Origin of the sequence: Eubacterium ruminantium (assembly GCF_900167085.1) — a bacterium.
Taxonomy (GTDB): Bacteria; Bacillota; Clostridia; order Lachnospirales; family Lachnospiraceae; genus Eubacterium_Q; species Eubacterium_Q ruminantium.
This window is the reverse complement of sequence record NZ_FUXA01000006.1, coordinates 172,039-191,855: the sequence shown is the minus strand read 5'-3', so window position 1 is coordinate 191,855 and position 19,817 is coordinate 172,039. Positions and strand designations below refer to the sequence as shown.

At 35.8% G+C, this 19,817-nt stretch carries 17 protein-coding genes; 8 read left to right on the top strand and 9 right to left on the bottom strand.

Features of this window, described 5'->3' with window-relative positions; genetic code table 11:
• Nucleotides 1-183: 183 nt before the first annotated feature.
• From B5D25_RS05050 to B5D25_RS05015, 8 genes are all read left to right on the top strand, one after another.
• Nucleotides 184-1,632, top strand: coding sequence for an aminotransferase class I/II-fold pyridoxal phosphate-dependent enzyme (locus tag B5D25_RS05050; RefSeq protein WP_078786861.1), 1,449 nt, complete (start codon nucleotides 184-186; stop codon nucleotides 1,630-1,632).
• 60 nt (nucleotides 1,633-1,692) lie between these two features.
• A complete protein-coding gene (gene speE, locus B5D25_RS05045; RefSeq protein WP_078786971.1) occupies nucleotides 1,693-2,544 on the top strand; it encodes a polyamine aminopropyltransferase in 852 nt (283 codons plus the stop codon).
• A 44-nt stretch (nucleotides 2,545-2,588) separates the two neighbouring features.
• Nucleotides 2,589-3,851, top strand: coding sequence for a saccharopine dehydrogenase family protein (locus tag B5D25_RS05040; RefSeq protein WP_078786860.1), 1,263 nt, complete (start codon nucleotides 2,589-2,591; stop codon nucleotides 3,849-3,851).
• Nucleotides 3,852-3,880: 29 nt separating this feature from the next.
• A complete protein-coding gene (nspC, locus tag B5D25_RS05035) occupies nucleotides 3,881-5,098 on the top strand; it encodes a carboxynorspermidine decarboxylase (protein ID WP_078786859.1) in 1,218 nt (405 codons plus the stop codon).
• A 1-nt stretch (nucleotide 5,099) separates the two neighbouring features.
• On the top strand, nucleotides 5,100-6,353 hold the full coding sequence (locus tag B5D25_RS05030; RefSeq protein ID WP_078786858.1) for an agmatine deiminase family protein: 1,254 nt from the start codon (nucleotides 5,100-5,102) through the stop codon (nucleotides 6,351-6,353).
• A gap of 114 nt (nucleotides 6,354-6,467) precedes the next feature.
• Entirely contained in the window at nucleotides 6,468-7,337 is an 870-nt protein-coding gene (aguB, locus tag B5D25_RS05025) for an N-carbamoylputrescine amidase (RefSeq protein ID WP_078786857.1), read from the top strand.
• A gap of 26 nt (nucleotides 7,338-7,363) precedes the next feature.
• Entirely contained in the window at nucleotides 7,364-8,545 is a 1,182-nt protein-coding gene (locus tag B5D25_RS05020) for a PP-loop family protein (RefSeq protein ID WP_078786856.1), read from the top strand.
• A 65-nt stretch (nucleotides 8,546-8,610) separates the two neighbouring features.
• Nucleotides 8,611-9,705 (top strand): tyrosine-type recombinase/integrase, encoded by a 1,095-nt coding sequence (locus B5D25_RS05015; protein WP_078786855.1) that lies wholly within the window; start codon nucleotides 8,611-8,613, stop codon nucleotides 9,703-9,705.
• Nucleotides 9,706-9,821: 116 nt separating this feature from the next.
• On the opposite strand, the gene B5D25_RS05010 is transcribed toward B5D25_RS05015, so the two are convergent.
• The 9 genes from B5D25_RS05010 to proB form a co-directional block, all read right to left on the bottom strand.
• Complete coding sequence (locus tag B5D25_RS05010) at nucleotides 9,822-11,228, bottom strand: family 43 glycosylhydrolase (RefSeq protein WP_242870174.1); 1,407 nt, start codon at nucleotides 11,226-11,228, stop codon at nucleotides 9,822-9,824.
• A 23-nt stretch (nucleotides 11,229-11,251) separates the two neighbouring features.
• Complete coding sequence (locus B5D25_RS05005) at nucleotides 11,252-11,890, bottom strand: cytidylate kinase-like family protein (RefSeq protein ID WP_078786853.1); 639 nt, start codon at nucleotides 11,888-11,890, stop codon at nucleotides 11,252-11,254.
• Between the two features lie 13 nt (nucleotides 11,891-11,903).
• Nucleotides 11,904-13,055 (bottom strand): patatin-like phospholipase family protein, encoded by a 1,152-nt coding sequence (locus B5D25_RS05000; protein ID WP_078786852.1) that lies wholly within the window; start codon nucleotides 13,053-13,055, stop codon nucleotides 11,904-11,906.
• Nucleotides 13,056-13,132: 77 nt separating this feature from the next.
• Complete coding sequence (locus tag B5D25_RS04995) at nucleotides 13,133-14,332, bottom strand: VWA containing CoxE family protein (protein ID WP_078786851.1); 1,200 nt, start codon at nucleotides 14,330-14,332, stop codon at nucleotides 13,133-13,135.
• 20 nt (nucleotides 14,333-14,352) lie between these two features.
• Nucleotides 14,353-15,177, bottom strand: coding sequence for an AAA family ATPase (locus tag B5D25_RS04990; protein WP_078786850.1), 825 nt, complete (start codon nucleotides 15,175-15,177; stop codon nucleotides 14,353-14,355).
• 53 nt (nucleotides 15,178-15,230) lie between these two features.
• Nucleotides 15,231-16,997: a L,D-transpeptidase gene (locus tag B5D25_RS04985; RefSeq protein ID WP_159444086.1), complete on the bottom strand. Its 1,767-nt coding sequence runs from the start codon at nucleotides 16,995-16,997 to the stop codon at nucleotides 15,231-15,233.
• A 72-nt stretch (nucleotides 16,998-17,069) separates the two neighbouring features.
• Complete coding sequence (locus tag B5D25_RS04980; RefSeq protein ID WP_078786848.1) at nucleotides 17,070-18,314, bottom strand: glutamate-5-semialdehyde dehydrogenase; 1,245 nt, start codon at nucleotides 18,312-18,314, stop codon at nucleotides 17,070-17,072.
• Nucleotides 18,315-18,365: 51 nt separating this feature from the next.
• Nucleotides 18,366-18,926 (bottom strand): 5-formyltetrahydrofolate cyclo-ligase, encoded by a 561-nt coding sequence (locus B5D25_RS04975; protein ID WP_159444085.1) that lies wholly within the window; start codon nucleotides 18,924-18,926, stop codon nucleotides 18,366-18,368.
• A 36-nt stretch (nucleotides 18,927-18,962) separates the two neighbouring features.
• Nucleotides 18,963-19,817 carry a glutamate 5-kinase gene (gene proB / locus B5D25_RS04970; RefSeq protein WP_078786846.1) on the bottom strand — a complete coding sequence of 285 codons (855 nt, stop codon included), beginning with the start codon at nucleotides 19,815-19,817 and terminating at the stop codon, nucleotides 18,963-18,965.

The window sequence follows — 19,817 nt, the reverse complement described above, 5'->3', positions numbered from 1 at the left end:
AAACTTTATTATATAAAATTTGATAAAATCAAATAAGCTTATAAGGCATCCTTTAGAGGGTGCCTTAAGTTTATTTTTTTAGAAAAGGATTTTTGTAAATTCACTATAAAATAATAGAAACACAGAATAATATGTGATACAATGTTTATTGCAATTTCGAACATGAAACAGGAGATTTGATTGATGAATATTAAGCTTCAGCATGATGCGCCTCTTTATAACGCGCTTGAAAAATTCAGAAGGTTAAGAGTAGTACCTTTCGATGTTCCCGGACATAAAAGAGGCAGAGGAAATACACAACTTGTCGATTTTCTTGGGCAACAATGTGTTGAAATAGATGTTAATTCCATGAAACCTCTTGATAATCTGTGTCATCCTATCTCTGTTATCAAAGAAGCTGAGGATCTGGCGGCTGATGCATTTGGCGCTGCTCATGCTTTTTTTATGGTTGGAGGAACTACAAGTGCTGTTCAGAGCATGGTTTTCACAGCTTGTAAAAGAAGTGACAAGATAATAATGCCAAGAAATGTACATAAGAGCGCCATAAATGCTCTTGTACTTTGCGGAGCAGAGCCTGTATATATCGACCCAAAGGTTGATACAAAACTTGGAATACCTCTCGGTATGGAGCTTGAAGATGTAAGAAATGCTATTAAAGCTAATCCTGATGCAAAAGCAATTCTCATTAATAATCCTTCATATTACGGTATTTGTTCAGATCTTAAATCAATTGTAGATCTTGCTCACGAACACGGAATGCTTGCTTTAGTAGATGAGGCTCACGGAACACATTTATATTTTGGTAAAAACCTGCCTCTTAACGGTATGAAAGCAGGAGCCGATATGTGCGCCATAAGTATGCATAAATCCGGTGGTTCACTTACACAGAGTTCACTTCTCCTTATAGGAGATAAGATAAATGAAGGTTATGTCAGCAACATAATCAATTTAACTCAGACAACCAGCGCTTCATATTTATTGCTCGGAAGTCTTGATATAAGCAGAAGAAATCTTGCGCTTCATGGTGAGGAAAGCTTTGGAAAAGTATGTGAGATGGCTTCATATGCAAGATCCGAGATAAATGAAATTGATGGTTATTATGCATTTGGTTCGGAACTTATAAACGGCGGAAGCATTTATGATTTTGACGAGACCAAACTTGTTATAAATACTCGCGGTATCGGTCTTACAGGTATCGAAGTTTATGATCTTCTTCGTGAAGAATATGATATTCAGATGGAATTCGGTGATCTGTCAAACGTTCTTGCATATATTTCCATCGGGGACAGACTCCAGGATATCGAACGACTTGCAGGTGCCTTAAGTGATATAGCACGACTTTATTCAAAGCCTGAAGGAAGTTTCTTCAGTGCCGAATATATAACACCGATAGTTAAAGCAACTCCGCAGGAAGCATTTTATGCTGAAAAGATTAAGCTTCCTATTGATGAAACCGTCGGAAAAATCTGTGCAGAATCTGTTATGTGTTATCCACCCGGAATACCAATCCTTGCACCGGGCGAGATGATCACATGCGAGATTATAGATTATATTAAATTAGCGAAAGAAAAAGGATGTTCTATGCAGGGACCTGAAAGCGAAGATATTTCAGAACTTTGTGTCCTTAAGTAGGCTTTCATTTTATAAATTGATTCTCTGAAAGGAGATTATCTTAAAATGGCTAAAAGCAAAATGGAATACTGGTTTGAAGAGATGCATACATCAAATGTAAAAATGTCCATAAGAGTTGACCAGCACCTCTACAGTGGAACCAGTGAATTTAGAAGAATAGATGTATTTGATTCCCCTGAATTCGGAAGATTTCTTACTTCAAACGGTAATGTTATCTTCTCGGAACAGGAAGAATTTACTTATGATGAAATGATAGTTCATGTTCCTATGGCCGTGCATCCTGATGTAAAAAGGGTTCTTGTTATAGGTGGTGGTGACGGTGGTGTTGCCAGAGAATTGTCACATTATAAAGAGATTGAAGTTATAGATATAGCTGAGCCTGATAAAATGTTTGTGGATGTCTGCCGCAAATATTTCCCTGACAATGCAATAGGTCTTGAAGATGTCAGAGTAAGAATATATTACGAAGACGGCCTCAGATTTTTACGTAAATGTCAAGATAAGTATGATCTGATCATCAATGATGCAACAGATCCGCTTGGCCATGAAGCAGGGCTTTTCACCAAAGAATTTTACGGCAATTGTTATAAAGCTTTACATGACGATGGCATAATGGTTTATCAGCACGGCAGTCCATTTTTTGATGAAGACGAAGAAAACTGCAGGGCTATGCATAGAAAGGCTTTTAAATCATTCCCGATATCGAGAGTGTACCAGGCACATATTCCAACCTGCCCGGCAGGATATTGGTTATTTGGATTTGCTTCCAAAAAATACCATCCGATCAAGGATTTTAATCCTGAAAGATGGGAGAGCAGAAATATAAAAACCTGGTATTATACAACTCATCTTCATAAGGGTGCATTCATGCTTCCTAAGTATGTAGAGGATATTCTCAAAGAAGAAGAGTAGTACGAAAATAATGTAAGTACCGTTTGATGAAAGGATATAGACAAATGAGCAGATTACTTGTTATTGGATGCGGTGGTGTTGCACAGGTTGCAATACAGAAATGTTGTCAGAATGATAAGACATTTACAGAACTTATGATTGCAAGCAGAACTGAAGAAAAATGCATTCAGTTAAAGAATAAGATAGAATCAGCAGGAACAAATGTTAAACTCAGCACAGCTAAAGTAAACGCTGATAATAAAGATGAAATAGTTGTACTTATTAATAGTTATAAACCTGATGCAGTCCTTAATGTAGCACTTCCATATCAGGATCTTACTATTATGGATGCTTGTCTTGAATGTAAAGTTGATTATATTGATACAGCCAATTATGAACCGGAAGATACTGACGATCCAAAGTGGCGTGAGATATATGAAGCAAGATGCAAAGATAAAGGATTCACAGCTTATTTTGATTACAGCTGGCAGTGGGCATATGAAGAGAAATTCAAGAATGCCGGTATCACAGCACTTCTCGGAACAGGATTTGATCCGGGTGTAACAAGTGTATTTACTGCATATGCTGCTAAACATTATTTTGATGAAATCGAAACAATTGATATTCTTGATTGTAACGGTGGAGATCATGGTTATCCATTTGCAACAAACTTTAATCCGGAGATAAACCTTCGTGAAGTTTCAGCAAACGGAAGTTATATGGAAAACGGTAAATGGGTTGAGACAAAACCTATGGAAATAAAGAGAGTTTATAATTTCCCTGAAGTTGGTGAAAAAGATATGTATCTTCTTCATCATGAAGAAATTGAGGCTCTCGGAAGAAACTTCCCAAATGTTAAGCGTATAAGATTCTTCATGACATTTGGCCAGAGTTATCTTACACATATGAAATGCCTTGAAAATGTAGGTATGCTTTCAACAAGCCCTATTAATTTCGAAGGTCACGAGATAGTTCCTATCCAGTTCTTAAAGGCTCTTTTACCTGATCCTGCAAGTCTTGGACCAAGAACTGTTGGTAAAACAAATATCGGATGTATTTTTACAGGTAAAAAGGATGGCAAGGACAGACGCATTTATATTTATAATGTATGCGATCATCAGGAATGCTACAAAGAACTTGGAAGCCAGGCTATCAGTTATACAACAGGTGTTCCTGCAATGATAGGAACTGCACTGGTTGTTAATGGCGCATGGAAGAAGCCGGGCGTATTTACAACAGATGAATTTGATCCGGATCCATACATGGAAATGTTAAATGAATACGGACTTCCTTGGGTAGTTGATGAGAATCCTGTATTAGTTGATTGATCATATATTAATTATTTTGAATAATAACCATGAAATATAATGAACTTAGAACACCTTCCTATATAATTCAGGAAGGAAAACTTAGAGAAAATCTTGAAACATTGCATAATGTAGAAGAAAAAGCCGGCTGCAAGATCCTTCTTGCGCAGAAGGCTTTTTCAATGTATAAGACTTATCCTCTTATCAGTAAATATCTGTCCGGAACCACGGCTTCAGGCATATATGAGGCTAGACTTTCACATGAAGAATTCGGTGAAAATAAGGAAAATCATGTATTTGAACCGGCTTATAAATCTAATGAAATGAAAGTTCTTGCAGATATATGCAGCCATATTTATTTTAATTCAATTTCGCAGCTTGAATGTCATAGAAAAATATGGGAGCCTAAGGTATCGAAAGGCTTAGTTAAAATAGCCTTACGTATTAATCCGGAATTTTCTACTCAGGAAGGTCATGAAATCTATGATCCATGTTCAACAGGATCAAGACTCGGAATAAGAAAATGTAATTTACCAAAGACACTTCCTTCGGGCGTGACGGGACTTCATTTTCATACATTATGTGAGCAGGGACTTCAGCCTCTTATAGATACATTTAGAAGTGTAGAAGATAATTTCCCTGAATATCTTGAGACTGTAAGTTGGATCAATCTGGGCGGCGGACATCATATAACCAAAAAAGATTATGATGTTAACGGTCTTATTGATTTTATTAAAGAAATAAAGGCAAAATGGAATCTTGAAGTATATCTTGAACCCGGCGAAGCAATAGCACTTGATGCAGGAACTCTTATTACAACCGTTCTTGATATTGTGGACACAGAAGATATGCCGACACTTATTCTTGATGCATCAGCTGCATGCCACATGCCTGACGTTATCGAAATGCCGTATACACCACCATTATTTGGAGCTCTTGAAGAAGAATCTGAAGAATCAGACGAATCTGAGGAATCTGACGTTAAGCCAAATGAAGGAAAATCAGGTGTAAAGTTATATAAAGTTCGTCTTGCTTCAAGAACATGTCTTGCAGGCGATGTAATCGGAATATACTGTTTACCTGAGGTGCCTTCTGTCGGAGATATTTTAACCTTTGGAGATATGGCAATCTATAGCATGGTCAAGAATAATACATTCAATGGAATGGCGCTTCCTGATATTGTTCTCGAACATGACAGTGATTTGGAAGATAGATTTGAGATTGTAAAACAATTTGATTATTTAGATTTTAAGATGAGGCTTTCGTAAAATGTCCATTAATATAAAAGAGGAAAAAATTGGTGAGATAAGATTCCCTGCGGAATTTGAGCCTCATCACGGAACATTGCTTATTTGGCCTGAAAGACCGGGAAGTTGGGGCAAAGATACTTCCGGAGCCGAAAAAGCATACATAAATATTATTAAAAATCTTATTCAAGTAGAAGATGTATACCTGCTTGTCAGTAAAGCTTCATTTGAGGCCATAAGTACAAAGTTACGCGATATATTTTCTGATGATCATGATAATACTGAGCGTTTATCTAATGATCATAGTATTTCTGAATCTTCATCTGATAAAAAATCAGTTGATGATCATAGTATTACCACTTCAAAATCTGTATCGTATAAGATTGGCAAATTTAATCTTCATATAATCGAGATGGAAACAGACGATTCCTGGGCCAGAGATACAGGTCCTACATTTGTGTTTAATAAAAACGGCGATGTGTTATCCAGAATAGGTATAAACTGGACTTTCAATGCATGGGGCGGCGAATATGACGGTTTATATGCATCCTGGGATAAAGATGATAAAGTAGCTAAGAATTTCACTAATTATTTAGGTGATAAAATACTTGATGCCGGTTCATTTGTTCTTGAAGGCGGCAGCATTCATACCGACGGCGAAGGAACTCTTATGGTTACTGAGTCATGCCTTTTATCTAAAGGCCGCAATCCATCTCTTACCAAAACAGAAATAGAAGATACACTAAAAAAATTTCTTGGCGTAAAGAAAGTTCTTTGGCTTCCTTTTGGTATTTATAATGATGAAACAAATGAACATGTAGATAATGTTGCAGCATTCATAAAACCGTGTGAAATAGTTCTCGCTTGGTCAGAAAATGAATCCGATCCACAATATAATATGTCAAAGGCTGATTATGATTATTTGTCTTCGGAAACAGATGCAAAAGGCCGAAAACTGACAATACATAAGATTCCTGTTCCGGATATTCCTGTACGATGTACAGAGGCAGATATTGATAATTATATCTTTGAACCGGGAGAGGATGAAAGAGAAGCAGGAGAGCGCCTCGCAGCAAGTTATGTGAATTTTTATTTTGCAAACGGATGTATACTCCTTCCACAATTCGGTGGTGAAAATGAAGAAAGCGATAAACGGGCACAGGCAATATTTGAAAAAATATGCTCCGATAAAAAGATCATCCTGATAAATACTCGCAGTATTCTTCTTGGAGGCGGAAATATACATTGCATAACTCAGCAAATTCCATATATATAAATGTACATTTATATATATGAATCAAGTAGATCACTATAATACATTTTAGTATTTGGATTTATAAAACATAACATCATTCATTATGATTTTACAATTTTATTTACGGAGGATAAAATGTCGAATATCAAAGTAGCCGCAGTTCAGATGAGCTGTGATACGGATTTAAATAAAAATATCGATAAAGCAGAAAAACTTGTTCGAGAAGCTGCTGAAAATGGTGCGAAAATCATCCTTCTTCCTGAACTTTTTGAAAGAAGATATTTCTGCCAGGAAAGACAATATAGTTATTATACATTTGCAAAGCCTGTAGAAGAAAATGAAGCTGTCATAAGATTTACACAGCTTTCCAAAGAATTATCCGTAGTAATACCTGTAAGCATATATGAAAGAGATAATACAACTCTATATAATACAGTTGTTATGCTTGATTCGGGTGAGAATCTTGGAATATACAGAAAAACTCATATTCCTGATGACCATTTCTATCAGGAAAAATTCTACTTCACACCGGGAGATACCGGATTTAAAGTGTTTGATACAACTTATGGTAAAGTTGGTATCGGAATCTGCTGGGATCAGTGGTTCCCGGAGACAGCCAGAAGTTTGGCACTTCTCGGAGCGGATATAATTCTTTATCCTACAGCAATCGGTTCTGAGCCAATACTCGGTATGGACAGTTCGGGTCATTGGACAAGAACAATGCAGGGTCATTCTGCAGCAAATATTATTCCAGTTGTTGCAGCCAATCGTTATGGCTTGGAAGAAGTAAAACCTTGTCCGGAAAATTCGAATCAGGAAAGCTCACTGAACTTTTACGGTTCAAGCTTTATGACAAATGAAACCGGTGAGATAATAGCCAAAGCCGGTCGTGATAAAGAAGAGATTCTTTATTCCGAATATGATTTTGTTTCACTTAGAGATATTCGCCTTGAATGGGGAATCTTTAGAGACAGAAGACCTGAAATGTACGGATATATAGTATAGATTTATAAAGATATCAAGGATTTGAAATGGAAAATAATACAGTTGAATTAGAAGAATTTAATCAGTTACCTGAGGGAAGTTGCCAGATAATAGATATTAGAGAACCTGAATCCATGTCATATGGGCTTATTCCCGGTTCACAGAATATACCGATGGACATCCTTCAAAAAAATATTGATATTTTAAATGACTCAGATACAATCAATGGAATAAAACTCGATAAAAGTAAGAAAATAGTCGTTTATTGCGAAAATGGCATTATCAGTAAAGATGCTGTCAGTTTACTTTGTGATAAAGGCTATGATGCATATAATCTTGACGGAGGATATTACAAATGGCTTGCAAAGGCCGTTTTAAAAGATATAAATACAGAAGAGTCCGACGAAAGATTAAAAGAAATCGAGCTTAGTATACGTAAGAAATTCCACAAACAATTATTTACTCCATTTGCAAAAGCCATAAATTATTATGATCTTCTTCAGCCGGGAGACCATGTAGCTGTATGTATTTCCGGTGGAAAGGATTCAATGCTAATGGCAAAGCTTTTCCAGGAACTTAAAAGGCATAATAAGTTTGACTTTGAGCTTACATTCCTTGTTATGGACCCGGGATACAGTGAAGACAATCGTAAAATAATCGAAAGTAATGCCAAAACTCTTGGAATTCCAATCAAAATATTTGAATCAGATATATTTGACAGTGTATACAATGTTGAGAAATCCCCTTGTTATCTATGTGCAAGAATGAGAAGAGGTTATCTCTACAGCAATGCAAAAGAGCTTGGTTGCAATAAAATTGCTCTTGGACATCATTATGACGATGTAATCGAAACAATTCTTATGGGAATGCTTTACGGTGGCCAGGTACAGACAATGATGCCAAAGCTTAAAAGTACTAATTTTGAAGGCATGGAACTTATCAGACCTATGTATATGATCAGAGAATCAGATATCAGATGGTGGAGGGATTATAACAAACTTCATTTCCTCCAGTGTGCCTGCAGATTTACAGAAACATGTACTATACAAACCGATCCAACACATTTCAATTCCAAGAGACAGGAAATCAAACATCTAATTGCTGAAATGAAAAAGATCAATCCATTTGTTGAAGGTAATATTTTTAAGAGTGTTGAAAACGTCAATATGAATACAATCGTTGGATATAAAAAAGATGGAGAAAGACATTTCTTCACAGAGGAGTATTAATCTATTTATTCGTGAAACCATAGTTTAGCGAAATAATTTCGCGTAATTTACCGGGAGTGTATATTATGTCAGAAAATGTTGAAAATAAGCCAAAAACAACAAATAAAAACATACATGTACCTTATGCTAAAGAACTGTCTAAGAAACAAATTCTTCGTCTTCGTGAAATTACAAGTATACTTCCATCATATGTTAACTTATTCCTTCGCAGCATTGAGGAAACAACTCAGCCACGTACACGAATTGCTTATGCATATGATATTAAACATTTCTTTGAATATCTTCATGAAGAAAATCCTTCATTAAACAATAAACCTATTAAGGATATATCCCTTCAGGATTTGGATAAGCTTACAGCTCTTGATTTCGATGAATATATGTCATTCATTACTTTATATACCAGAAATGGTCGTGAATATACAAATGATGCACGTTCCAAGAAACGTAAATTATGCGCACTCAGAGTATTTTTCGCATATCTTTATAAAAGTGACTTTATTTCTCAAAATGTTACAACCAAGGTAAATTTGCCTAAAATACGTGATAAAGCAATCATTCGAATGGATGCAAATGAAACTGCTGATTTCCTTGATCATGTCGAATTTGGAATAGGTCTTACGAAAAATCAGCAAAGGTTTCACGAAAAGTTATCTACCAGAGATCTTGCTATTATGACTCTCATGTTAAGTACCGGCATCCGTGTTTCTGAATGTGTTGGCTTAAATATTTATGACATTGATTTCAATAATATGCGTATAAAAGTTACCAGAAAAGGTGGAAATGAAGCCTTTGTTTTCTTCAGTGACGAAGCAGGTGAAGCAATCAAAGCTTATCTCAAAGAAAGGGAAAATATTACAGCTGCTGACGGTCATGAAGACGCACTTTTCCTTTCATCTCAGAAAAAAAGACTTGGTGTACGTTCTATCGAGCTCATTGTCAAGAAATACTCACGTACTGCTACTCCACTTAAGCATATCACTCCTCATAAATTAAGGAGTACATACGGAACAGCTCTTTATCAGGAAACAGGCGATATTTATCTTGTTGCCGACATTCTTGGACATAAAGACGTAAATACAACCCGTAAACATTATGCTGATATGGACGAAAACAAAAAACGAGCCAATAGAAATGCTGTAAAACTCCGTGAAGAACAGTAAAAACACATAAAAAAACGACATATATAGATTTGTAACAAAAACAGTAAATAAACAGTAAAAGATGCTGCTATAGATAAATATAGCAGCATCTTTTCTACTAAAATATTTAAATAGGATTACTCAAGTATAAAACTATACATCTGGAGGTCTCCAGGTCCCTTATAGCTGATATAAATCGAATATACACCATCTTTAAGATCAATATCTGCAGTTTTAAGTGTCCAGATATTTGTATTTTCTACCTTGATTGATGCAAGTACTTCGCCATCAATAGCTGTACGAAGTTCAAATGTACCATCACCGTAGCCTCTAACCTTAATACCAAATTTAGTAATACCTTTACAATCATAATACTTAAATCCGATTGTTGTTGTATCTTTAATTCCGGAAATAAAGCTTTCAGGTCTTTCCATACCTTCATCCTGTCTCTGCTTAATTCTTGGAGCTCCGGGTGCACCTACATAGATTGAAGGTTCAGATGTAAATAAATTACAAGCTGTATAAGCAAGATGTTCGCCCTTACCAACAAGCGGTCCGCCATTTAATCCACTGGTTGTGATCTCAACCTGAGGAATCGAACCATCAGCTTCAAAATGAATCTTCTCAGCACATCCCTGTCTGCAATACCAATTATTAAGTGTATGACGATGATAAAAGATATACCAGTCATTATTAATTTCAACAATACTTCCGTGATTATTGGCACCATACATTGAAGGCATATTTGAATCCTTATATGTACCAATTCCAATATCAGCATTACTTACAATAACTCCACCATAGTTAAATGGTCCGAAAGGACTCTTAGATGTTGCATAACAAAGTTCATGCATAACAATTGATGAATAAATGAAATAATAAGTATCGCCTCTTTTTCTGATAGAAGAAGCTTCAAAGAATTCATGTCCATCAAATCCTCTTTTTTCAGGATTTTCGATACCAGGGGCAACAAGTTTTGGACCCTGTTCGATAGTGAGCATATCTTCAGAAAGAACAGTTACAAATGAACCACTTCTGCTCTTATCTCCTCTTGCACAAAATCCTGTATAAAGATATGTCTTTCCATCTTCTGTGATAACACCCGGATCAAACTGAGGTTCATCGCCTTCTTTATCTCCAAGTAAAGTTCCATCACTATAATGAACATATCCAAGAAATTCATACTTACCTGCAGGAGTATCACAAACAGCAACAGATACTACACTTACTTTATCAAGTACATAATAAAGATAATATCTGCCATCAGGTCCAATAGTCACATCAGGTGCATAAAGGCACATATGACCATCTTCATTTAAAGGATCCTGAGTCTTTTTGTAGATAACACCTTCATATCTCCAGTTTCCGAGATCATCCACAGGTGCAGAATAACATACATAATCTCCTAAACAGAAAACCTGTCCATCATAAATATCATGAGATCCATATATATAAACACGTCCATCAAATACGTAAGGTTCCCCATCCGGAATGTATTCCCATGAAGGAAGATATGGATTTAATGCTTCTTTCTTATTATCCACTTTTGTATTCACCATTAGTCCTTTCAATTATTTGTTGATTTTTTGCCATTTTTGAAGGCATTTATAATAAGATCTGCAGAGTTTTCAAGTGACATGATACTGCTATCAATACACAGGTCATAGCTTTCCATTTTTCCCCATTTCTTAGAAGAATAATAGTTATAATATGACGCTCTGGCTTTATCTTCTTTATTGATCTGATCCTTTACTTTATTCTCGCTAAGCTCAGGAAAACGTTCACTTACGATTTTTATCCTTTCCTCTAAAGGTGCATAGATAAATACGTTAAGTACGTCATTTCTTTCGCGGAGAATGTAATCTGAACATCTACCGACTATTACACAGGATTCTTTATCAGCGAGATCCCTGATGGTTTCAAATGTAGCCTGAAATGCCTGTTGATTAAGATTCATACTGTAACCGCTGTTATTATAGCTGTAAGCGAATGCATATGGATCCATGACAACAGAATATAAAAAGCTCTTATTTGGCTTTTCATCAAGATTCTGCAATAATTCCTCACATACACCTGAATTTTTTGCAGCAAGCTTCAGGATTTCCTTGTCATAATAACTAACCCCGAGCTTATCAGCAACCAGTTTTCCAATGTTTCTTCCATTGCTGCCAAATTGTCTTCCGATTGTGATTATCTTCATTCCCATAATAAATCCTCCTCTAGTAATTCTTGTACTTGTCAGCTATCTGATTAAAATACTCCATATGTTTATCTATTGAAGCACCCAGCTCACGCTGAGCGGTTTCAACCTTCATATTATTCTTGATTTCAAGATAATTAGTACGATTGATTTCATTTATAAGACTGATATAGATAGGATCCTTCTCAAATACAGTCTTTATCGCAAGTTGTCCGTCCTTATATCCAAGCTGTTGTCTGAAATGTTTAGCCTCAGTTTTGTAATTCATAGTTCCGGAAAAAAGATCCCCAAGATCATGACTCGGATAAATTACAAAGCATTCAGTACCCGGATATTTATGAGCTGGAAATTGTCTTGCATGATTAAGACCTATAATAATAAATCTCCTTATACCCATGTCATATAAAGGTTTTAACGGTTCATTGTCTGTAAGCCCACCATCAAGATATTCCTTACCGTTAATATTTACAGACTCATATACAACCGGCATTGCTGATGAAGCAAGCAGAATATCTATCATTTCTTTCTTTGTATGTCCATTTAATTTCATATACTCAGGATAATATTCACCGTTTTCCACACGTGAAACACCGGCAAATACAGTATATGGAAGATTCCGTACCACATCTTCCGATATAAATTTATTCATCATATCAGTAACCTGATTTCTTGAAAATAGATTTGGATTTTCGGAAAAAAGATCCATCTCCGGTTCAAATACTTCAGGCATATTTATATTTTCCCAAACTTTGTACATGAAATCAATATCATTATGACAAAATAACATTGCATTTATTGCACCGATGGAATCTCCGGAAACATAGCCCACATCATCAAGTAGTCCGGCTTCTTTCAGCGCCTTTAAAACACCAACCTGATATGCGCCTTTAGCACCGCCTCCCGCAAGTATCAGACCTGTTTTTTTACCATTATCAATAACATTCTTGTTATCGCCGTTTGGCGCATTTTTGTCATCATTATCTGAAACGTTTTCACTGCCGGCATTTGGTATATTTATGCTATTATCATTTGATGTATTCTCATTTCCGGGTTTCGGAATATTCTCATTAGCATCATTTGTCACAGTATTATTATCAGATGGATTTTCAAAATCACTTTCAAAATCACTTTCAAAATCACTGCTAAATTCATTTTCAAATTCGTTTTCCATAAATTTATCTCGTCTCCTTAAAGGTAATACTCAAGATATTCTAAGGAAAATACATATTCCCCAATACGAATTCTTCTCTATCTTGGTGACATCAGTTTCTTGATTCCTTCTTTTAATCCGTCTACGGTAAGCGGATACATATGATAAATCTGAGAAAGCGTATCCTCAGCTTCCATCCATGTAAGTCTGCTTGAAAGTCCGGCATGATATCTCGGATTAAGCCATATGATCTTCTTATATTTCTTGCTGAGCATCATATTCCACTCATATCCGCTTTTTCCATCATTAGGACCTCTATAATTACCATTCACATCAAAAAGCTCTTCTGGAGCCATCTGTGCATCTCCTACAATGATTACTTTATAATCCTTATCGGTCAGTCTGAATACCTCTTCGATATCGATCCAATCTCCATATTCACATTCGGCAGTTTTATAAACCTTGCTGTAAATACAGTTATGGAAATAATAGGTTTTAACCTCTTTAAAATGATTTGCCTTATGAACCGCCTGGAAAAGGGAGTTGCATAATTCCATAAAAGGATACATCGTACCACCACAATCAAATAAAAGAAGAAGTTTTACGGTATTCTTTCTTGGCTTCATATATTCAAGTTTAAGATATCCTCCGTTATTACATGTCGAATCTATAGTCTTATCAAGATCCAGCTCTGTTTCCGGAACATCAAGCTTTGATGAATATTGTCTAAGCTTTCTAAAAGCTACCTGAAACTGTCTGATATCAAGAGTTTTATCATGTCTAAAGTCGACATATTTTCTCTCACCATTAACAGCAAATGCAGATCTCATTCCGGTTTTACCGCCGACTCTGATACCGCCTTTATTTCTTCCTGAATGTCCAAATGCAGATCCGCCGCTTGTACCAATCCAGTAATTACCACCATTGTGCTCTGAATTCTGTTCGGTAATTCTTTCGCGGAACATACGCTTTGTCTCATTCATATCACGTTTTTGATCATAACCATACAAGGCAATATTCTGCTCATCAGGCTTCATTCCCTCTTTATCAAGGAATTTCATGATATTCTCAGGAACTTCATCAGTATGCTTTATATTTTTAAAATATTCCATGAATGCCAGATCATATTTATCATAATCTGATTCAGTTTTAACCAGTATCATTCTTCCAAGATAATATAATACATCCAGACTGGATTCGGACAGATTCTTATTAAGAGCATCCATAAATGTAATCCATTCAGTCATAGATACATTAAGTCCTTTATCTTTTAGAACGTAAAAAAATTCAGTAAACAAAAGAGTCTCCTTATAATAGTTTACATAATCTTATTCTTGTTAACCACATTTATATCCTCATCTTTTTTGATCAATACTCCAAGATAAGGAAGCTTTGTTCTTATAGTCTCAGGTTCAATTCCGCCAACCATAAGAGCCTGCAGCCAATCGATAAGTTCTGATGTACTTGGCTTCTTTCTTACTTCTTTGATACTTCTTATCCAATAAAATGTATCCATAGCATATTTGAGAAGATTTTCATCAAGATCATTAAAATGAACCTTTACAATTTCTTCCATCTCTTCTTTCTCAGGGAAAGAAATATAATGGAAAATACATCTTCTGAGGAATGCATCAGGAAGTTCTTTCTCGGCATTTGAAGTAATGATAACAATAGGTCTTGTCTTTGCTTTAACAGTTTCCTTAGTTTCATTTATAAAGAATTCCATCTTATCAAGTTCCCAAAGAAGATCGTTCGGGAATTCAAGATCAGCCTTGTCAATCTCATCTATAAGAAGGATACACTGCTCTTCTTCTCTAAAAGCTTCACCGAGCTTTCCGAGTTTAATATAATGAGCAATATCATCAACGCCTTCTGCACCAAACTGGCTGTCATAAAGTCTCTGAATTGTATCATATACATAGAGTCCTTCCTGAGCCTTGGTTGTTGATTTAATATTCCAGATTATAAGTTTCTTATCAAGTGCATCGCTTATAGCCTGTGCGAGCATCGTCTTTCCTGTACCCGGCTCACCTTTTATAAGGAGCGGTTTCTCAAGTGCGATTGCCACATCAACAGCTTTCATAAGCTCTTCTGAAGCGACATAAGTTTCAGAACCTTTAAATTTTTCTGCGTCGAAATTCATTATTTCCTATTCTCCTAGTTTTTATTTTCTTCCTTTAACAGGATATTTTTTGATTAATATATAACTACCTTTGTTCCCTCAGGAATGTTGTCATACATCCACTTTGCATTTTCAAGATCAAGTCTTACGCATCCGTGAGATGTATTCATTGCCATGCGTCCGTCGGTTATAACCTTTGGAGCATCATCAATTTCATATAATACTGAATGGAAAAGGTAATCTCCCCAGAACTGAGTTGCATACCAGCATCTATAATCATCTTCACCAAAATAAAGAATTTTAAGTGCTGTAGTAAATTCACCTGTTGGAGTTTCCGATTCCGGAGCACCATCATTACAATCCCAGTAATACAGTTCCTTCCAGTTATTTTTACTTCCTTTAAGGATCATGGTCTTGTGCTGAGCCTTGTCAACAAGTATCAGATAACTTGTACTGCTACTGTAATTCTGCGCCTTTTTTACCATTTTCTTTTCTTCTTCTATATCAGCAACAACACGGCCTGACTCAACTCTGTAAATTTTATTATTATATTTAAAGTTTCCTGAGAATGAAAAATCAACTTTACCTGACTTAACAAACCAGAGTCCGTATTGATTTCTGGCAACAGCAGTTTTATATACAACTTTACTGTTTTCTACATACCACCATGCATCAACGCCTTTAACACGACCTTTAACAACCTGAGTATGTTTACAGTCGATAATTCCATTTTCCACATACCAGTATGTTCCGCTTTTATCAGCCTGAAGACCTGTATAACGTTTATCAACACGACCATTATTAATGTAATTTTTCTTACCGTTTATTGTAACTATTCCGGAGTTCTTGGAAACTTTACCTTTAACTATCTGATATGTTCCGTTTACTCCATTTACTTTCCCGGTATAATATCCGCTATAATCACTCTGGAACTTACCTCCGGAAATGTAATATATTTCATTATTATATTTTACAAGACCTTTGTAACTAAAATCCACTTTGCCATTTTTACAATACCATAAGCCGTATTCATTTTTACCAAGTCCTGTATAATTAAAATCTACTTTTGCATTTTTGCAGTAGAAATAGCCATAATCGTTTTTTGCAATACCGGTGAAAGAAAAATCCACCATACCATTTTTAATGTAAAACCAGCCATTTTCATTTTTCTGGATTGAAGTGATAAACTTTACTTCACCATTTTTTACATACCACCAACCTGTGACATTATTAACAGTGGCTTTTATTATATTTTCATAACTGAAATCAACTTTGGCATTCTTACAATAAAAATATCCATATTCATTTTTAGCTATTCCTGTAAAACTGAAATCAACCAGTCCGTTTTTAACCGCAAACCAGCCATTTTCATTTTTACCGATGGAATCTATAAATAAAACCTGGCCGCCTTTTATATACCACCAGCCTGTTTTATTTTTGACAGTACACTTCGTTATACCGCTGTGCGAAAAATCCACCTGGCCGTTTTTACAATACCAATATCCGTATGAATTCTTGGCAACTCCGTTAAAAGAAAAATCAACTTTTCCCTTTTTAACATAGAACCAGCCGTTGGAATTCTTCTCCACACTGTTAACAAACTGAACCTTACCATTCTTGATATACCACCAACCGGTTTCTTTATTGACAGTTCCTTTTACAATATCCGTCTTGTCAGATACTTTCCCGTTAACATAGTAAATCCAGGAATTACCTTCTTTAACAAAACCGTTTTTTGCAGCGGCAATACTTTTAACGCTCGGAACTATGATCATTCCGATTCCAAATAAAAACATGATAAATAACTTACTTAAAAAGAATTTACTACTTTTACTCTTCATAATTGTCCCCTTATTTTGCATTCTTGTCGTTTTTTATAAATAGTTTTTAAGTCATATATCACAAGGCTCTGACTAACGTGTCTGTCCGTTTCCGTAAATTATAAATTTAGTTGATGTAAGAGCATTAAGACCCATTGGTCCTCTTGCATGAAGCTTCTGTGTTGAAATTCCGATCTCAGCTCCGTATCCGAATTCAAAACCATCTGTAAATCTTGTGGAAGCATTTACATAAACACATGCAGAATCAACTTCCGCAAGGAATCTCTGTGAACTTTCATAATTTTCAGTAATGATAGCTTCTGAATGTCCTGTGCTGTATTTATTGATATGATCGATAGCTTCATCAAGTGAATCAACAACCTTAGCTGAAATAATCTTTGCAAGATATTCTGTTCCGTAATCCTCTTCTGTTGCAGGAACAATAATATTGCTTATAGCCTGAGCACGCTCATCACCTCTTATCTCACAATTTTCACTTGCAAGATCTGCAGCAATAAGAGGAATAACTTCTTCAGCTATATCCTTATGAATAACAAGTGACTCTGCAGCATTGCAAACTCCAAGTCTCTGAAGCTTTGCATTTCTTATGATCTTAACAGCCTTATCGAAATCAGCATCCTTATCTACATATATGTGACAGTTTCCTGTTCCTGTCTCGATAACAGGTACTGTAGCATTCATAACAACATTATTTATAAGACCTGCTCCTCCACGTGGAATAAGAAGGTCAAGATATTTATTCATCTTCATGAACTGATTTACAACTTCTCTATCTGTATTTTCAATAAGACTGATAACATCAGGTGTAATATCTGTCTCTGCCAACGCTTCTTTTACAACCTTAACGAGTGCAATATTCGAATTAATGCAATCACTTCCACCTCTGAGGATTACTGCATTTCCTGACTTGAAGCATAATGCAAATGTATCAATAGTTACATTTGGACGTGATTCATAAATGATTCCGATAACACCCATAGGTACTCTTACCTGACCAATAATAAGTCCGTTAGGTCTCTTTTTCATCCCAAGAACTTCACCGATTGGATCCTCAAGAGCTGCAACCTGTCTAACTCCTTCAGCGATAGCTTCAATTCTCTCATCTGTTAATTTAAGTCTATCGAGAAGTGCAGGGCTCATATTGTTCTCTTCTGCATTAGTCATATCTATTTTATTAGCTTTAATGATATCGCTTTTATTGGCACAAAGTGCATCAGCAACCTTAAGAAGCGCTTTATTCTTGGCTTCTACTCCGGCTCTTCCTATAATACGGCTTGAATTCTTTGCCGTTTCACAAATTTTCTCAAGATCAAACATAACTGTCCTCCATATATTGCTAATTAATCTTTATTAGTTTTGCTTATGTAATTATATACATGATTTACCAATCATTATTACTTCGGATTCCGTGACGATCATATCCGGTTTAATATCAAACTCTTCAGTTGGAATATCCTCAGATATAATCTGAAAATCAAATGCAACCGCAGCTTTAAATATATTCTTGTCTTTATACTTTTCCAGGAAGCGATCATAAAATCCGCCGCCATAACCAACTCGGCCGCCTGATCTGTCAAAACAAAGTCCGGGCATGATCATAAATATATTCTTATCATAATCGGGGACTTCCAAAGAACTCGGTTCCATGATACCGAACCTCGCCTTTACTAAATCTTCTTCCCCTGTGTATCTATGAAAAGTCATATCTTTCCCAACAGTTTTTGGGAGATATACCTCATTTTCTGTAAATAATTCGTTTAATCTTACTTCATTTCCCTTGGGATAAAACATCAGAAATACACCGGACTTTTTGTATTCATCCAGCTGTCTTAATCTCTCACAGATTTTATGAGAAAGCATTTCGACCTCTGATGCATCAAGACTGTCGCGAATATTCATATTCTTTTTTCTAAGTAAATCCTTATCCATCATAATCCTCCGCAAAATATACGGAAGACATGATCATCAATCCATATATTTTTTATTGATTATAAAGTCCTTAGCGTCGAAATCATCCTGCTCATGTGAGATAAACAGTGTACCCACATCTTTACCGTTAACGACTCTGGAAATATTGGTAAGATCGTTGGAATTACAGATAACCATGTCTGTACCTGTATCTGTCGCAATCCGTGCAGCGGCAATCTTTGTTGACATACCACCTGTACCGAAGGTTGTAGACGATCCCTTAGCCATATTCACAAGACTTTCGTCAATCTTCTTAACAACAGAAATCTTCTTTGCATCAGGATTTTTAGTAGGATCATCTGTAAATAATCCATCCTGATCTGTAAGAACTATTAAAAGATCTGCATTTATAAGAGTTGCAACAATAGCAGAAAGAGTATCATTATCACCGAACTCAATTTCTTCTGTAGCAACTGTATCGTTTTCATTTACAACGGGAATAATACCTAAGCCGATAAGCTCATTTAAAGTATTCTTGGCATTTTTACGTCTTTCGTCTGATGTAATAACATCAAATGTAAGAAGAACCTGAGCTGCTTTATGATTATATTCCAAAAATAACTTCTGATAGATCATCATAAGCTGTCCCTGACCTACAGCAGCACAAGCCTGCTTAAGAGCGAGATTTTCGGGCTTTTCCTTAAGGCCAAGACTTTTTCTTCCGACACCAATGGCACCGGATGAAACAAGAACCACTTCCTTCCCTCTGTTCTTAAGATCACTGAGTATTCTTACGAGTTTCTCTAATCTCACGTAATCAATTCCACCTGTTTCGGGATGGATCAGTGATGAAGAACCGATCTTAACAACTATTCTCTTCTTGTCCTTAATAAACGACCTATCTTCTGACAT

What these genes read in the sequence shown, in the direction of transcription:
- B5D25_RS05050 (WP_078786861.1), top strand. Translation starts at nt 184, where the DNA reads ATGAATATTAAGCTTCAGCATGATGCGCCTCTTTATAACGCGCTTGAA.
- speE (WP_078786971.1), top strand. Translation starts at nt 1,693, where the DNA reads ATGGAATACTGGTTTGAAGAGATGCATACATCAAATGTAAAAATGTCC.
- B5D25_RS05040 (WP_078786860.1), top strand. Translation starts at nt 2,589, where the DNA reads ATGAGCAGATTACTTGTTATTGGATGCGGTGGTGTTGCACAGGTTGCA.
- nspC (WP_078786859.1), top strand. Translation starts at nt 3,881, where the DNA reads ATGAAATATAATGAACTTAGAACACCTTCCTATATAATTCAGGAAGGA.
- B5D25_RS05030 (WP_078786858.1), top strand. Translation starts at nt 5,100, where the DNA reads ATGTCCATTAATATAAAAGAGGAAAAAATTGGTGAGATAAGATTCCCT.
- aguB (WP_078786857.1), top strand. Translation starts at nt 6,468, where the DNA reads ATGTCGAATATCAAAGTAGCCGCAGTTCAGATGAGCTGTGATACGGAT.
- B5D25_RS05020 (WP_078786856.1), top strand. Translation starts at nt 7,364, where the DNA reads ATGGAAAATAATACAGTTGAATTAGAAGAATTTAATCAGTTACCTGAG.
- B5D25_RS05015 (WP_078786855.1), top strand. Translation starts at nt 8,611, where the DNA reads ATGTCAGAAAATGTTGAAAATAAGCCAAAAACAACAAATAAAAACATA.
- B5D25_RS05005 (WP_078786853.1), bottom strand. Translation starts at nt 11,890, where the DNA reads ATGGGAATGAAGATAATCACAATCGGAAGACAATTTGGCAGCAATGGA.
- B5D25_RS05000 (WP_078786852.1), bottom strand. Translation starts at nt 13,055, where the DNA reads ATGGAAAACGAATTTGAAAATGAATTTAGCAGTGATTTTGAAAGTGAT.
- B5D25_RS04990 (WP_078786850.1), bottom strand. Translation starts at nt 15,177, where the DNA reads ATGAATTTCGACGCAGAAAAATTTAAAGGTTCTGAAACTTATGTCGCT.
- B5D25_RS04985 (WP_159444086.1), bottom strand. Translation starts at nt 16,997, where the DNA reads ATGAAGAGTAAAAGTAGTAAATTCTTTTTAAGTAAGTTATTTATCATG.
- B5D25_RS04980 (WP_078786848.1), bottom strand. Translation starts at nt 18,314, where the DNA reads ATGTTTGATCTTGAGAAAATTTGTGAAACGGCAAAGAATTCAAGCCGT.
- B5D25_RS04975 (WP_159444085.1), bottom strand. Translation starts at nt 18,926, where the DNA reads ATGGATAAGGATTTACTTAGAAAAAAGAATATGAATATTCGCGACAGT.
- proB (WP_078786846.1), bottom strand. Translation starts at nt 19,817, where the DNA reads ATGTCAGAAGATAGGTCGTTTATTAAGGACAAGAAGAGAATAGTTGTT.